Here is a 16,141-nt window from a genome sequence, read left to right on the forward strand (position 1 = left end):
ATTAATCTATCACTTCAACTAAAGGAACATTGTCCTGATGGGGTAATAATTTCCCGATAGACTGTAACAAAACACCTTGTTGCTGTGCAATCTCTTTAATTTTAGAGACTTCTGAAGGTTTGACGGCAATAAGTAAACCGCCAGATGTTTGAGGATCACACAGTAAGTTACGTTGCATATCACTCATTGGGCCAATAAGATGCCCATAACTATCAAAATTCCGTGATGTCCCACCAGGAACACAACCTGCCTCGATATATTTCTCAACATCCGTTAATTTAGGTACTTTGCTAAAAGCAATCTCAGCGCGGACACCAGAACCTTCACAGATTTCACTTAAATGCCCCAACAAGCCAAAACCCGTCACATCAGTCATCGCGGTTACTCCATCAAGTGGAGCAATCTCAGCACCCAGTTTATTCATCTGGCACATAGTTTCAGCTGCCAAATGTTGGTGCTCCTCAGCAAGAACCCCTTTTTTCTCCGCAGTAGTTAATACGCCAATCCCCAAAGGTTTCGTTAAAAATAGCTCACAGCCTGCTATTGCTGCGCTATTTTTCTTCACGTACTCGGTATTAACGACGCCAGTAACTGCTAGACCAAAGATAGGTTCAGGTGCATCAATTGAATGCCCTCCAGCTAGGGATATCCCAGCATCCGCACAAGCGGCACGTCCCCCCTCGATAACTTCACGTGCAACTTCCGGTGGTAATTTAGCGATTGGCCAACCTAAGATTGCAATCGCCATAATCGGTTTACCACCCATAGCGAAAATATCACTTATCGCATTAGTCGCCGCAATACGGCCAAATTCAAACGGGGAATCAACAATTGGCATAAAAAAGTCAGTGGTACTAATGATGCCAATGCCATTGCCTAAATCATAAACAGCAGCGTCATCTTTAGTTTCATTACCAACTAACAAATGGGGGTCGTGAAATTTAGCTTGTTCTGTATGTAAAATTTGTTCTAAAACCTTTGGTGCGATTTTGCAGCCGCAACCTGCACCATGGCTATATTGTGTTAGTCTAATTTTCTCAGTCATTATTGTTCTCTTTAAAAATAAGTTACAAATCCTGTCATATCAGGGGCTTGTACTTTTGCAGGTGCTTTAAGTTCAGGTGTCCCCAAATAAAGAAAACCAACAATTCGGTCGTTTTCGCCACAACCTAAACCTGCACGAACGACCGCATCTTCAGTCCATGAACCAGAACGCCAAATTCCACCAAAACCCTGTGCAACTGCAGCCATTTGCATAGCTTGTACTGTGCAACTTGCTGCAACCAATTGTTCCCACTCAGGAATTTTAGGATGCTGTTTTAGCTTTGCAATCACAGTAATAATTAATGGCGCTCTAAAAGGTGCATTGCGAGCTTTTTCTTCAACATCCTCGCCTAACTGCCCTTCAATTGCCGCTTTCTCAAGCAGTTCACTGAAGCGTTTAATGCCATCATCTTTCATGATCACAAAATGCCATGGTTTCAATGCGCCGTGATCAGGTGCTCTCATCCCTGCTGCAAGTATATTATCAAGCTGTTCACCTTGTGGGGCTGGCGTTTTGAGTCTAGAAGCTGAACGGCGGTTCAACAAAAGGGTTAAAGCATCCATGGTTGTCTCCGATTAAGAGTAAACTGATATGATAATCATTCAATTAGATAATTATACCAATACTATATTTAGTTTAAGCCTAAGAGAAAATCGCCTACACTATATAACCATTAATTATTGAGTAAATTACGTTATAAATTCATTGAATTGTATCATTTGTCACTGGTGAAAAATATAATTGAGATATTGTACCTTGTGTAACACAATTTTGTTATGCATAAAAACCGCTTTCAGTGCCAAGTAATTGTATTAATTAATACTAACCGACTGAAAGTGAGAAATGATGATCGGGTTGAGGGTTGGCTTTAAGACCATAGCTTTTCGTTCATCTAACAAAGGGCTTACACCTTATTTATACTAAATACAATTTTTAATAGTATCCAAATAGTTTGTCCTCCAAACTGGCAGTCAGTGAATTAATGTCACCTTGGGGAGCAAAATAGGCAGGATAGGAGAGAAAATGCGTCAATTATGGGACATCATCGCTACCATTTTTAAAATTAGCTGGCGAGCGTTAAATTTTATCCGAGAATTTGTTTTCAATGCTATTTTCCTAGTGTTGTTTTTTGTTGTGATTGGCTCAATTGCCCTTTATCAATCAGATTCTCAACCCGAGAAAAACTATTTCGGGGCATTGTATGTCGATTTACAGGGTGTGATTGTTGACCAAGTCTCCGCTCCTGATCCATTCGGTCGTATGAGTCGTGAGTTATTAGGCACCTCAAATAGCCGTATGCAAGAAAACTCCTTGTTTGATATTGTCGATACCATTCGTACCGCAGCTAGCGATGACCGCATTACAGGGATGGTATTACGTTTAGATAACTTAACGGGGGCTGACCAGCCTTCTTTGGCTTACATCGGTAAAGCCATTAACGAGTTCAAAGCTGCTGGGAAATCTGTCTATGCTGTTGGCAACAGTTATAACCAGTCACAATACTATCTTGCAAGTTTTGCTGATGATATTTATTTAACACCACAAGGCACTGTAGGGCTTTATGGCTTTGCGACTAACAGCATGTACTATAAGTCGCTGTTAGAAAGGCTTAAGGTTAGTAGTCATATATTCCGTGTGGGGACTTACAAATCTGCTGTTGAGCCACTCATGCGTGACGATATGTCACCAGAGGCACGCTTAGCCAATCAACAGTGGTTAGATGCCTTATGGAACAACTATTTATCTGAACTTGCCACAAATCGCAAAATGACCAGTGCTCAAATTTTCCCGGGTGCAGATGCGATATTATCGCAATTACGTGCTGTTAAGGGCGATAACGCTCAGTATGCGTTAAAACAACGGTTAGTGGATAAACTATATACAAATGAACAAGTTGAAGATTTACTCTCTAAGCATTTCGGTTGGAATAAAGAAGATAAGCAGTTTAATAATATCAGTATTTACGATTACTCAGCGAAAATAGCCGATACAACTGCAAGCCAAGGGGGGAATATTGCTGTAATCGTTGTTCAAGGTGCGATTATGGACGGCCCTCAAACTGCGGGTATTGCAGGTGGAGACACCATTGCAGCTCAAATTCGTGATGCTCGTCTAGATGATAATATTAAAGCCATTGTATTACGCGTTAATAGTCCTGGTGGTAGTGTAAGTGCATCTGACCTGATCCGTAGCGAACTCGCTTCTGCTCATGCGGCAGGGAAACCTGTTGTAGTCTCAATGGGGGGCATGGCCGCATCTGGGGGCTATTGGGTATCGACGCCTGCTGATTATATTATTGCGAGCCCTAGTACTTTAACGGGTTCAATTGGTATTTTCGGTGTTATCAATACGTTTGAAAAATCATTAGATTCTATTGGCGTCTATACCGATGGGGTATCCACATCTCCCCTTGCAGATATTTCACTAACCAAAGGGATTAGCCCACAATTTGCCGATATGATGCAAATTACTATTGAAAATGGTTATGATACATTTATCGGTTTGGTCGCTAAATCACGTCACAAAACCCCTGCTGAAATAGACAAGATTGCTCAAGGCCGTGTATGGATAGGTCAGGATGCGCTCAAAAATGGCCTAGTTGACCAACTCGGTGATTTTGATAATGCCGTTGATAAAGCCGCAGAACTAGCTAAACTCACTGATGTTAAGCTAGATTGGATGAAACCTGAGCTGACTTTTATGGATCAACTGCTACTTGAATTAACCACCAATGTTCAAGCCGCAATGCCGGATGTACTACAAGTATTCCTACCTCCCGCAGTCGCGACGGATATTCGCCAGCAAGCACAATTTTTCCTAAAAATGAATGACCCGCAAAATCGCTATGCATTTTGCCTTAACTGTGCTGAAATCAACTAATCGCCCCTTTTCCCCTTCAACTTGTTTGAAGGGGATTTATCTCACAATCTAGTTAACTACCTAATTTAAACCTAGCAATTAGCAACTTAACGATAGTAATACACCAATAAATACGTCAAAATCCTAATAATCATTTTTCTTCACTGCGCAGTGATAATTTAGGTAATAAGATGCAAAAAAAATCAATTTATGTCGTCTACACAGGTGGAACCATCGGCATGCGCCATTCGCCACAAGGCTATATTCCTGTTTCTGGTCACCTACAAGCGCAATTGGCACAAATGCCCGAGTTTCACCGCCTTGAGATGCCTGAATTTACCATTCGCGAACATCAACCTCTGATAGACTCCTCGGATATTACACCAGAGGACTGGCAACTTATCGCCGATGATATTTCCGAGAATTACCCCCTATATGATGGCTTTGTGATTTTGCATGGTACGGATACCATGGCATTTACGGCTTCTGCATTATCATTTATGTTTGAAAACTTGAAAAAACCGGTGATAGTGACAGGGTCACAAATACCCTTAGAGGCACTGCGTTCAGATGGGCAAACTAACTTATTAAACGCCCTATATCTCGCCGCAAATTATCCAATAAATGAAGTTGGGTTATTTTTTAATAATAAGTTGTATCGTGGTAATCGTACCGTCAAAGCACATGCGGATGGTTTTGATGCCTTTAGTTCCCCAAACTGTTCCCCTTTAATGGAGGCAGGGATAAATATTCGCTCATTTAATACATGTCCAGCTCCCATTGGCATAGGCGAATTTAAAGCTCACCGGATTACCCCTCAACCTATTGGTGTTGTTACTCTCTATCCTGGCTTATCCATTGAGATTGTGCGTAATATTCTTCAACAACCCGTCAAAGCACTTATTTTACGTTCTTATGGCGTGGGTAATGCCCCTCAACAGCCCGAACTCTTGCGAATACTACGCGAAGCAACTAATAGAGGGATTATTGTGGTCAACCTGACACAATGTATTTCTGGCCGAGTCAATATGGAAGGGTATGCGACAGGTCACGCACTAGCAGACGCCGGGGTGATCAGTGGTTATGATATGACATTTGAGGCAGCATTAAGTAAATTGCATTACTTACTCAGCCAAAATTACACACCTGCATTAATTCGTGAATTAATGCAAAATAACTTACGCGGTGAACTGAGTTACGCTGATGACTAAATACTGGGGGCACAATGAAAACAGCTTTATTGTTAGTCGATTTACAAAATGATTTTTGTACTGGCGGGGCATTAGCCGTTAATGAAAGCGAACATGTCATTGAGGTCGCTAATAAAGCCATTGCACACTGTACACAACAACGCATCACCATTATTGCCAGCCAAGATTGGCACCCCGCCACACACTTGAGCTTTGCTGTTAATTCAGGCACAAAAGTCGGTAAGATAGGCAAACTCAATGGCCTTGACCAAGTTTGGTGGCCAGTACATTGTGTGCAAGGTGAGCTTGGCGCTAATTTTCACCCACGATTGAACCAGCAAGCCATTGAACAGGTGTTTACCAAAGGTGAAAACCCGCAAGTCGATAGTTACAGTGCTTTTTTTGATAACGATAGAGTCAGCCAAACCCAGTTACATGGGTGGCTACAGGCTCAGAATATTTCCCATCTAATAGTCATGGGGATTGCCACTGACTATTGTGTGAAGTTCACAGTATTAGATGCATTAAAATTAGGCTATACGGTTGATGTCCTCACCGATGGGTGCCGAGGCGTTAATTTAGCCGCTGATGATAGCTTAAAAGCACTGCAAAGTATGGAAAAGGAAGGTGCGAAGTTAATCACCCTTGCCGACCTAAATTAAGACAATATTTGTGTATATACAAGTTTTCTCAAATACTTATCACAATGATAATGCTGAGAAAACTTGTTGTGACCCTGTCACTCGCGCAATGGTATTTTTATTATTCTTTCGATGACTAATTCTTACCTACCCTATTCATCATTATTTTGTGGCTTCAATGTTGCTAACATTTCACCTTGGAATAAGGCTTTCAGTTCTTGTTTGCTTTTCATCGTAATTTCACCATCAGTCCCAACAGTCATATGCTCTGGGTTATGGTTGTTCCGTGATTGCCACAACAATACCATTTGCAAACTGTGCTCTTTTTGCTCGCGAGTCAATGCAACGCCATCAGGCCATTTACCTAACTCAACCGCTGTCACTAGACGCTCATAAATCTCTGGGGTCATCGCCGCTAGTAGTTGCTCAAGTTGTTCTGGGTTTACTTCAACACTCACCGTAATGCTCCTTAAAAAGATAATGTATTCGTATTTGGTTATTATTATTTTTGCCCATATAGCTGAATCGTTATTGCTATGGTATTTTTTTCAACTTCAGCTTGCTTCAGCTCACTAACCACGTACCTTTTCGCCTCCCTCATCATCCAAAAAGCTTAATGATGCTGAATTAATACAATATCGTTGGCCCGTCGGCTCTGGACCATCAGGAAATACATGCCCCAAATGCGCATTACAGTTCTGACAACGTACCTCAATACGGTGCATCCCGTGAGAAAAATCCTCAATGTATTTAATGGCGTCATCATTGATGGGTTGGTAGAAACTTGGCCACCCGCAGCCCGCGTCAAATTTAGTCTCAGACATAAATAAAGGTGAACCACAGCACAGACATTCATACACACCATCTTTACGGTTATGCAATAATTGCCCACTAAATGGGGGCTCGGTGCCCGCCTGTTGCGTGACATAACGCTGCATTTCATTTAGCTCTGAAATATCAATGCCTTGTCTTTCTTTACTTGACATAATTTACCCATGTATTTAAATAAATAGAGAGTTTAATTACTATCATACATCAATTTCAATCAACAAAAAATTAACAACATTTTCTGTAAAACTATTCTAAACTAAGAAGCATCTTACTTTCCGTTTTGATTTGTGAACCCTATCACATATATCACTGATAGATGGTTTCATTATGCTGCACAATCCCGATAATACGTGCGGCTGTATTTGTCACTAAAGTGGCTGACAAATAAGCAGTTAGTGGTATCAGAATTGATTTTTTTCAATAATTGACACGATTCCGCTTGACGGCTGGCAAGGTTTTGGTAACTTTAACTACAACTTAATTCACGAATAAATAGCTGGTGGAAATACTATGACTATCAAAGTAGGTATTAATGGTTTTGGTCGTATTGGCCGTATCGTTTTCCGTGCTGCACAAGAGCGTTCTGACATTGAAATCGTTGCTATCAACGACTTGCTTGATGCAGAATACATGGCTTACATGCTGAAATACGACTCAACTCATGGTCGTTTCAACGGTACTGTTGAAGTTAAAGATGGTCACCTAGTTGTAAACGGCAAAAAAATCCGTGTGACTGCAGAAAAAGATCCTGCAAATCTGAAATGGAACGAAGTCGGTGTTGATGTAGTCGCTGAAGCAACAGGTATCTTCCTGACTGACGAAACAGCGCGTAAACACATCCAAGCAGGCGCTAAAAAAGTTGTTCTAACTGGTCCTTCTAAAGATGACACCCCAATGTTTGTTATGGGCGTTAACCACAAAGCATACGCAGGTCAAGAAATCGTTTCTAACGCTTCTTGTACAACTAACTGCTTGGCTCCACTGGCTAAAGTTATCAACGATAAATTTGGTATCGTTGAAGGTCTAATGACAACTGTTCACGCAACAACTGCAACTCAAAAAACCGTTGATGGCCCTTCACATAAAGACTGGCGTGGTGGTCGTGGTGCTGCTCAAAACATCATCCCATCTTCAACTGGTGCTGCTAAAGCAGTAGGTAAAGTTATCCCTGAACTGAATGGCAAACTGACTGGTATGTCTTTCCGTGTCCCTACTCCTAACGTATCTGTTGTTGATTTAACTGTACGCTTAGAAAAACCAGCAACTTATACTCAAATCTGTGATGCTATCAAAGAAGCAGCAGCAGGTGAGTTAAAAGGCGTTCTGGGTTATACTGAAGACGATGTTGTATCAACTGACTTCAACGGTGAAAAACTGACTTCAGTATTCGATGCTAAAGCAGGTATCGCTCTGAATGATAACTTTGTTAAGTTAGTTTCTTGGTATGACAACGAAACTGGTTACTCTAACAAAGTATTAGACTTAATTGCTCATATCTCTAAATAAGCACTGTTAAGCAACAAGTCTGATTGAGCCGCCAATATGGCGGCTCTTTTGTATCTGTATTGAATATAAAATTAACGCTTCATAATTTTGCCTTCTTCGCTTATCGTTAATACCATTATTCGATACGCTATCAATATGACTTGTTTTAAAATGAATGTTATTCACTACGCTTGAAGTATGCGAATAGATACTCTAAATAATCTAAATTGCAGCAAAACAACAAATAAGTCGCTAAGCGCATACACACGTTTATGACTAGATGTGAATGAGCGTAGTCAACAATACCGCAGTTTGAAGTATGGCGAGTATTAACTCTGTTCCACTAACACAGGTCTAATACCATGCACGACAAAATTTTTGCTCTACCTGTTATTAAGCAGCTGTCTGCTTATATCACACAACGCCAACTTGGCGATCTCCCCCTAATTGTCGTTTCACATCCTAAAGTTTGTGGCGCTGTCAGTTTACAAGGTGCTCAGCTCATTGATTGGCAACCTGCTGGGCAAAAACCATGCCTTTGGTTAAGTTCCGAAAGTGCCTTCAAAGAAGGTGTCGCGATCCGTGGTGGTATCCCCATTTGTTGGCCATGGTTTGGTCCGGTTTCCCTACCTAGCCACGGCTTTGCTCGTCTCTTACCTTGGCAGTTCACCGCACATAATGAACATGAAGATGGTGTAATTTTAACCTTTACACTCACAGATACCGATTATACCCGTAAATTATGGCCTCATGAATTTACCTTAATCCTGAGAATGAAGCTTGGTGAAACCTGTGAGCTCGAATTAGAAAGTTATGGGGACTTCGAAACTACAGCGGCACTTCACACCTACTTCAATATTAGCGATATTCAAAAGGCTACCGTCTATGGGTTAGGTGGTCACTATTTTGATAAAGTCGCGGATAAAGAAGTATATGAAAATGAAGCGCTTAAATTCAATAAGCATATTGACCGCATTTACTCTGAACCCGAAGAATACAGTTTATTACGTGATGACGGCTGGGCTCGTACTATTGAGATTCACCATTATCATAACAGTGATGTTGTCTGCTGGAATCCTTGGGCTGAATTATCATGTAGCATGCAAGACATGCCAAATAATGGGTATAAACAAATGGTATGCGTTGAAACTGCCTGTATCAATGTGCCAATGAAAAGTGATGCACAACACCCTGCCCGTTTATCCCTTGTGATGATTACTCGTGAGAATAAACCACAAGATTAATAATCTAATTTCAAAAAAATACCCCCTGATAGAAATTACCTTTCAGAGGGTATTTTTTATTCATAGCAATCTTATAAGGTAAAATTAGAAAGTATAAGTTACCCCTGTCCATAAGATCGCAGAAACATCTTTATTTACCATTGGGCTGTCTTTAACTTCACTCGACATGAAGTCTACACGTCCCATAGCGAAAGCCGTCCAATTTTCATCAAAACGGTAATTACCTGACAACTCTAAGTACGGTGACCAGCTGTCACTTGGTTTATAACGTTTTAGCCCACTATTACGAGACTCTTTGGAAGAAACCCCATACTCATAACGTGTTTGATTTTTACTATCCCACTTAATACCTACACCTGGAGTCAGAGACCATTTGTCACCTTCAAAGCCATATAAATAAGCTGCTTCAGCGCGTAAGCCATTACTGATCCCTAAGATATCACCGGAGCCATTAAACCTTAATGTCCCCCAATCCGCTTTATGTCGATAGGTTAAACCCGCCATGACAGTATCACGACGGCGGTTTAGCTCACGCATGGCATCGTTATCATTTTCTTTAGGCTTGAAAAATTGTGGGTAATAATATGCATCCAATGATAATTGGTCTTGCTGATCATTCCACAAATAGTAACCTGCAGCTAATGTATGAAAGTAAAAATTTTCACTATCATAATTCACGATAGGAACTGGAGTTAGATAATCACGGGATTTAATCCCTTTATAAGGTGTCGATTGCGCCAATACTGAAGCACCTACTGACCATGTACCGGCAAGTACAGTACTTGATAACACACTCAATGCAACTGCAAGTGTGGTTAACTTAATCGTTTTAGACATATAAAAACCTAAAAAAATGAGAAATGGATCACTGATATATTATATCAATCCGAAACTATTCCCAATACTCATAACCTAAATCACATTTAAAGCTAAATATGTGAATTAAACGGCAAAATTGGTTAACATTCATTCTACGCTGTTTTGGTAAGATACAGGAACTCTTTTTGCTAATGCACACAGTAATTCATACCCAATAGTCCCCGCTGCATGAGCAACATCATCAACAGGTAAATTTTGCCCCCACAGTTCAACCTTATCCCCTAATTGCAAATTGCGGCAATCACTCACGTCAATTGTTAGCATGTCCATAGAAACAGCCCCAAGCAGTGCACAACGCATTCCTTGGCACCATACTGGCGTTCCATTAGGCGCATGGCGGGGATAGCCATCGGCATAACCACATGCAACGGTTGCAATACGCATTGGTTTAGTCGAGGTAAACCTGCTTCCATAACCAATCGACTGCCCGGCTTCAATTTCATGGATTGCAATCACTTCTGATTGTAAACTCATCGCAGCTTTCAGGCCTAACCCTATAATATCTGCCGATTTGCCACTAGGTGAAGCGCCATACAATAAAATACCCGTTCGGATCCAATCATACTGCGTGTATTGGTGCCATAATGCAGCCCCTGAGTTAGCAATGCAGGTTTCTAATGATAAATGTTGAAACTGTTGAATAAGTTGAAAAGGTACTGTTACACCTGTTTTTGTATCTGAATTTGCGAAATGACTCATTAAGGTTAAGCTTTTTACATGGGGGATAGCTGCTAACCGTTCGACTACAGTTTCATAGTCAGTATGAGAAAAACCTAGCCGGTTCATACCACTATTCAACTTGATATATACTGAAATTGGCGCAGAAAACTGTGCATTTTCAATAGCCGCTAATTGCCAGTCACTATGGACACTGGTCGTCAAATTGTATTGGTCAATCAGCTGTAAGTCTTGTGGTTGAAAAAAGCCCTCTAATAACAAAATTGGCCCTTTCCACCCCTCATCACGCAATAAAATTGCCTCATGAAGATCTAACACAGCAAAACCATCGGTTTCTTTTAATGCTGGCCAAATATGCTTTATACCATGACCATAACCGTCCGCCTTCATGACTGACCAAATTTTACACTTTTCTGTGTGCTGCCGTACTATAGATAAGTTATGTTGCAAATTTTGTAGATGAATAACCGCACTAATTGGGCGTGGCATCTTAATTCCTTAAATACATTATTTTTTAATCAGCGATAGACTGTAATTGCAACTTCATGTACTCCCATTTAACGCACTGGCGTCAAATGACCGCTGCTTACAAGCTTGGTATTAAAACCATCAAGATACCTAAATACAGACAAATCATCCGAAGCAATATCAGGCGTGTTACCTGAAATTAAATCCGCCAGCAGTTTTCCAGAACCACATGCCATTGTCCAACCTAAAGTGCCATGCCCCGTGTTTAGATATAGATTATTGTATGCCGTTGGCCCGACTATTGGTGTGCCATCTGGCGTCATAGGTCGAAGCCCAGTCCAAAACTGAGCCTTTTCGATATCACCACCACCTTGATATAAATCTTGTACCACCATTTTTAAGGTTTCGCAGCGTTTTTTAAGGACATCAAGATTAAAACCGACAACTTCGGCCATTCCACCGACACGAATGCGATCATCAAAACGCGTTACCGCGATTTTATAAGTTTCATCAAGTATGGTAGAAGCGGGTGAACGCTGCTCATCAATAATCGGCATTGTTAATGAATACCCTTTTAATGGATAAACCGGAATTTGCACAAGACCCTGTAGTATTGATGTTGAATAAGACCCCATAGCAACAACATACTGATCCGCTTGCACGATTTGGCCATCAATACGGATACCACTAATACGTTTACCATCCGTTAAAATTTGTTCAACCTGTTGACCAAATTGGAATTTAACCCCAGCTAGTTGTGCCATTTTAGCGAGTTTTTTAGTAAATTGCTGGCAATCACCGGTTTCATCATTCGGCAACCTCAACCCACCAGTTAGCTTATGTTTAACAAATTCTAATGCAGGTTCAGCTTTAATGAGTTGGTCGGATGTTAAAAGCTCATAAGGCACGCCTTCCTGTTGTAACACTGCAATATCATTAGCAGCATTATCAAACTGTTTAGCTGTGCGGAACAGCTGTAATGTGCCCCCTTGACGGGCTTCATAGCCAATCCCCGTATCAGCCCTAAGTTGCCGAATACAGTCGCGGCTATACTCCGCAATCCTTACCATGCGGCTTTTATTCATCGCATAATGTTGAATATCACAGTTTTTCAGCATCTGCCACATCCAGCGCAACTGAAATAACGTACCATCAGGCCGAATAGCTAATGGAGCATGTTTTTCAAACATCCACTTCACTGCTTTTAGTGGTATGCCTGGTGCCCCCCATGGCGTTGCGTAACCAGGGGATATTTGCCCTGCATTAGCTGCGCTGGTTTCTTCTGCTACATCATGCTGCCTATCAACAACCAGTACTTCATGGCCTTCTTGAGCTAAATACCATGCTGTTGTAACACCAATCACTCCTGCCCCTAACACTAGAACTTTCATAAGCACCCCAGATGCAAAGTATTCAATTATTATTTAGGATAATATTCTAGAAATTATTTGCCAATGTGGTGAATTAACACTTTTAACAAAATAGATAATAAAACCAACACTTGATGATTTTTATTTACAAAAAAGTTAATTGTTCTAGTGAAATTAGAGCCAAAAAACAAAAAAGAACATATCAAATTGATTTTAAATAAAAATAATTAATCTCAAGAAACCAAGTTCGATATTTTATACTTTAATTTAATGAATACTGTCTTTTATGGGTGGGTTTACAAATTACGTGACTTAAATTTTTATACTAAAAATATATTCTTTTCTAGTTTATTTATCCAAATAATAATCCATTATGAAAAAAACGATTAAAAATGTTAAAGGAAAGTATATGACTAAAAAGATCATCCCTATTATTTGCGCCCTGAATGTAATTTTTCTATCTATAGCCCCAAGTATTGCAGAAGAGTATTGCGAACCCACCATGAAAAGAAATTTGATAAAAGATAAAGGGAAAAATATATGCTTTTCTATAAGGCCCCTTCCTATATGTACCCCCCCAGCAACGGCAGTTTCTTATGTTAAAACTACAGTTCAATTCAATTGTGTAACTAAGGGTGAACATTTGGTTTTAAGCGAAAGTGAGCAATTAAACAAAATAATTACTCGGTTAGAAAATAAAGATGTAGATTATTCCGAAGATATTGCTATCCCTCGCTACTGTACATGTCCTAGCAAACTCTAGTTAATACATATTGTATTTACTAATCTAGTCAATCATTCACTTGTAAAAAAGCCAGCCGACATAAGATGCGGGCTGGCTTTTATGCCTTATCGATTACCTAATTTAGCGAGTGTGTGCTAAATCTGAAGGCATATTACCCTGCATACTATGCCAAATTAAGCCACTTTCCTTCCCGTAATTTCGGACACAATCCATAATGCGATCGTATGCTTGCTCACGGCAAAGATTACTCAATTGTTGGTAAAAACTTAATGCAAGGCGTCTTGCTTCAGGATTAGAGAAATAATAACGCCCAACACGCGTATATAGCCCTCTTAAGCCATTAATAATCAAACCGTAGATAGGGTTACCTGATGCGAATGCAAGCCCACGGAAGACGTTATAATCCAAATCACTAAATGCATCTGAATTATCATCAACTTTTTCTCGGCCAGCTAACACTTCTAACGACTTTTCAGGGTTATTACGAAATGCAGTACGAATAAAAATTGCAGCAATATTAGTCCGCACAGCTAATAAATTATCAATTAGCTGAGGCACTCTATCGTGATCCAATCTGGCCAGTGTTTCCAAAATATTGAGGCCTGATGTTTCCCAATAATTATTCACTTTTGTTGGTTTACCATGTTGAATAGTTAACCAACCGTCACGCGCTAGACGTTGCAACACCTCGCGAAGAGTTGTGCGTGTTACACCGATTAACTCGGAGAGTTCACGCTCAGCGGGTAGTATTGAACCTGGTGGAAAACGGTTGTTCCATATGCTCTCAATAATGTACTCTTCCGCGAAACCTGCCGGACTTTGAGCTTTAATAACCATATTTTTATTATTCCAAACATTTAGACGGATATTGGGGAAATCATACCAGATTGTCGTCTCCTGATATAGTTAGACTCAAAATAAAGAGTGAGACGAATCATAGAATTCCCATATAATTCATACATTATCAATTAGCAAATGGGCTTATAATCGATAAAAGATCAGAGTAGTATGTAATAGAACGTTACACGACATCCGTATAAAGAGGATAACGAACCATAATGGATTTTAGTTTAAAAAGTGCTTTTTTGAAAAATTTTCTTGGAAATTCACCAGATTGGTACAAATTAGCAATTATCATATTTCTAATAATAAACCCTGTTGTTTTCTATTTTATCAGCCCTTTTGTGGCAGGCTGGTTATTGGTAATTGAATTTATATTCACCTTAGCAATGGCACTTAAGTGTTATCCATTGCAACCTGGGGGGTTATTAGCAATCGAAGCCGTGATCATCGGTATGACGACACCAAAACAAATTTCACATGAAATAAGCAATAACCTTGAGGTTATTTTACTGTTGATCTTTATGGTCGCCGGTATCTACTTCATGAAGCAATTGCTTTTGTTCGTTTTTACCAAACTGTTGATAAACGTGCGTTCTAAACGCATCCTTTCCCTTGCATTTTGTATGGCGAGTGCATTTTTATCTGCATTTTTAGATGCCTTAACGGTTATAGCCGTAGTCATTAGCGTCTCAATTGGTTTTTATTCTATTTACCATCAATATGCTTCTAACCAACACAGCGATACCGACTTACAAAATGATGGTTTTATTGATAGCACAGAAAAAAAACAAACACTTGAACAGTTCCGTTCTTTTTTGCGCAGCATAATGATGCATGCGGGTATTGGTACTGCCCTTGGTGGGGTGATGACAATGGTGGGGGAACCACAAAATCTGATCATCGCTAAACATGTTAACTGGGACTTTATCACTTTTTATATCCGTATGGCGCCCGTCACTATTCCTGTCTTTATTTGTGGGTTATTAGTGTGCTTTCTTGTCGAGAAGTTTAAGTTATTTGGTTATGGAGCTGAACTCCCTGCTTCCGTGCGCCAAATATTAACCGAGCACGATAAAAAACTAACTGAAAAACGCACCAAAAAAGAGCTGGCACAACTGATTGTTCAAGGTTTAATCGGTATCTGGTTAATTGTGGCTCTTGCCTTCCATTTAGCAGAAGTTGGCTTAATTGGGTTATCGGTCATTGTGATGGCAACCGCTTTTTGCGGCATCACAGAAGAACACGCTCTAGGTAAAGCTTTCGAGGAGGCGCTACCATTTACCGCATTACTTACGGTGTTTTTTAGTATTGTAGCGGTTATCATTGACCAACAGCTATTTACTCCGTTTATTCAATTTGTATTACAGTCATCTGAATCGTCGCAGTTGTCATTGTTCTATCTGTTCAATGGCCTATTATCTGCCGTTTCAGACAACGTATTTGTTGGGACTGTGTATATTACCGAAGCCCTAAAAGCAGCAAATGACGGCTTAGTATCAATGGAACAATACCAATTTCTAGCGGTTGCAATTAATACAGGGACAAACTTACCTTCTGTTGCCACCCCTAATGGTCAAGCTGCTTTCTTATTTTTGCTGACTTCAGCGCTATCACCTTTGATCCGTTTATCATATGGCCGGATGGTATGGATGGCTTTGCCTTATACCATTGTCATGACAATTGTCGGCTTATTAGGCGTTGAGTTATGGCTAGTACCAATAACCTATTGGATGGAAAGTATTGGTTTGATTACATTTGCACAATAACTATACTGATAAACTATGAGCCGTATGCAAATACGGCTCATTTGTAATTTTGCGTAACCCCCTATCTAAAATTGCATTATTTCACTTTAAGTGCTTT

At 40.2% G+C, this 16,141-nt stretch carries 15 protein-coding genes; 7 read left to right on the forward strand and 8 right to left on the reverse strand.

Going from position 1 to position 16,141, the window contains the following annotated elements; translation table 11 throughout:
* Position 1: 1 nt before the first annotated feature.
* Complete coding sequence (gene selD, locus ACIPUA_RS08655; RefSeq protein WP_042843629.1) at positions 2-1,045, reverse strand: selenide, water dikinase SelD; 1,044 nt, start codon at positions 1,043-1,045, stop codon at positions 2-4.
* An 11-nt stretch (positions 1,046-1,056) separates the two neighbouring features.
* Positions 1,057-1,608, reverse strand: a complete 552-nt coding sequence (locus ACIPUA_RS08660) for an NAD(P)H nitroreductase (protein ID WP_042843627.1) — start codon at positions 1,606-1,608, stop codon at positions 1,057-1,059.
* A 460-nt stretch (positions 1,609-2,068) separates the two neighbouring features.
* Here ACIPUA_RS08660 and sppA point away from each other — a divergent pair, with 460 nt between their 5' ends.
* The 3 genes from sppA to pncA all read left to right on the forward strand — a co-directional run bounded on the left by sppA (position 2,069) and on the right by pncA (position 5,756).
* Complete coding sequence (sppA, locus tag ACIPUA_RS08665) at positions 2,069-3,925, forward strand: signal peptide peptidase SppA (protein ID WP_042843626.1); 1,857 nt, start codon at positions 2,069-2,071, stop codon at positions 3,923-3,925.
* 170 nt (positions 3,926-4,095) lie between these two features.
* Positions 4,096-5,115: an asparaginase gene (gene ansA / locus ACIPUA_RS08670; RefSeq protein WP_042843625.1), complete on the forward strand. Its 1,020-nt coding sequence runs from the start codon at positions 4,096-4,098 to the stop codon at positions 5,113-5,115.
* Positions 5,116-5,129: 14 nt separating this feature from the next.
* The gene (gene pncA, locus ACIPUA_RS08675) at positions 5,130-5,756 is read left to right on the forward strand and encodes a bifunctional nicotinamidase/pyrazinamidase (RefSeq protein WP_048607284.1); all 627 of its coding nucleotides are present in this window, start codon (positions 5,130-5,132) and stop codon (positions 5,754-5,756) included.
* Between the two features lie 131 nt (positions 5,757-5,887).
* On the opposite strand, the gene ACIPUA_RS08680 is transcribed toward pncA, so the two are convergent.
* Positions 5,888-6,193, reverse strand: a complete 306-nt coding sequence (locus ACIPUA_RS08680) for a YeaC family protein (protein WP_042843623.1) — start codon at positions 6,191-6,193, stop codon at positions 5,888-5,890.
* A 114-nt stretch (positions 6,194-6,307) separates the two neighbouring features.
* Positions 6,308-6,721 (reverse strand): peptide-methionine (R)-S-oxide reductase MsrB, encoded by a 414-nt coding sequence (msrB, locus tag ACIPUA_RS08685; RefSeq protein ID WP_042843621.1) that lies wholly within the window; start codon positions 6,719-6,721, stop codon positions 6,308-6,310.
* A gap of 355 nt (positions 6,722-7,076) precedes the next feature.
* Here msrB and gapA point away from each other — a divergent pair, with 355 nt between their 5' ends.
* On the forward strand, positions 7,077-8,072 hold the full coding sequence (gapA, locus tag ACIPUA_RS08690) for a glyceraldehyde-3-phosphate dehydrogenase (protein WP_004911198.1): 996 nt from the start codon (positions 7,077-7,079) through the stop codon (positions 8,070-8,072).
* Between the two features lie 341 nt (positions 8,073-8,413).
* Positions 8,414-9,295, forward strand: a complete 882-nt coding sequence (locus ACIPUA_RS08695) for a D-hexose-6-phosphate mutarotase (protein WP_449059565.1) — start codon at positions 8,414-8,416, stop codon at positions 9,293-9,295.
* A gap of 84 nt (positions 9,296-9,379) precedes the next feature.
* On the opposite strand, the gene ACIPUA_RS08700 is transcribed toward ACIPUA_RS08695, so the two are convergent.
* From ACIPUA_RS08700 to ACIPUA_RS08710, 3 genes are all read right to left on the reverse strand, one after another.
* On the reverse strand, positions 9,380-10,132 hold the full coding sequence (locus ACIPUA_RS08700; RefSeq protein ID WP_042843619.1) for a MipA/OmpV family protein: 753 nt from the start codon (positions 10,130-10,132) through the stop codon (positions 9,380-9,382).
* A gap of 129 nt (positions 10,133-10,261) precedes the next feature.
* Positions 10,262-11,341: an alanine racemase gene (alr, locus tag ACIPUA_RS08705; protein WP_042843617.1), complete on the reverse strand. Its 1,080-nt coding sequence runs from the start codon at positions 11,339-11,341 to the stop codon at positions 10,262-10,264.
* A 68-nt stretch (positions 11,342-11,409) separates the two neighbouring features.
* Positions 11,410-12,711 carry a D-amino acid dehydrogenase gene (locus tag ACIPUA_RS08710; RefSeq protein WP_048607295.1) on the reverse strand — a complete coding sequence of 434 codons (1,302 nt, stop codon included), beginning with the start codon at positions 12,709-12,711 and terminating at the stop codon, positions 11,410-11,412.
* A gap of 388 nt (positions 12,712-13,099) precedes the next feature.
* On the opposite strand from ACIPUA_RS08710, the gene ACIPUA_RS08715 reads away from it, so the two are divergent.
* The gene (locus ACIPUA_RS08715; protein ID WP_048607296.1) at positions 13,100-13,453 is read left to right on the forward strand and encodes a hypothetical protein; all 354 of its coding nucleotides are present in this window, start codon (positions 13,100-13,102) and stop codon (positions 13,451-13,453) included.
* A 102-nt stretch (positions 13,454-13,555) separates the two neighbouring features.
* Here ACIPUA_RS08715 and fadR read toward each other — a convergent pair whose 3' ends face one another.
* Entirely contained in the window at positions 13,556-14,272 is a 717-nt protein-coding gene (gene fadR / locus ACIPUA_RS08720) for a fatty acid metabolism transcriptional regulator FadR (RefSeq protein ID WP_042843613.1), read from the reverse strand.
* 221 nt (positions 14,273-14,493) lie between these two features.
* Here fadR and nhaB point away from each other — a divergent pair, with 221 nt between their 5' ends.
* Positions 14,494-16,044: a sodium/proton antiporter NhaB gene (gene nhaB / locus ACIPUA_RS08725; RefSeq protein WP_042843612.1), complete on the forward strand. Its 1,551-nt coding sequence runs from the start codon at positions 14,494-14,496 to the stop codon at positions 16,042-16,044.
* Positions 16,045-16,141: the final 97 nt, after the last annotated feature.

The organism is Providencia sp. AGC89, from assembly GCF_053543535.1.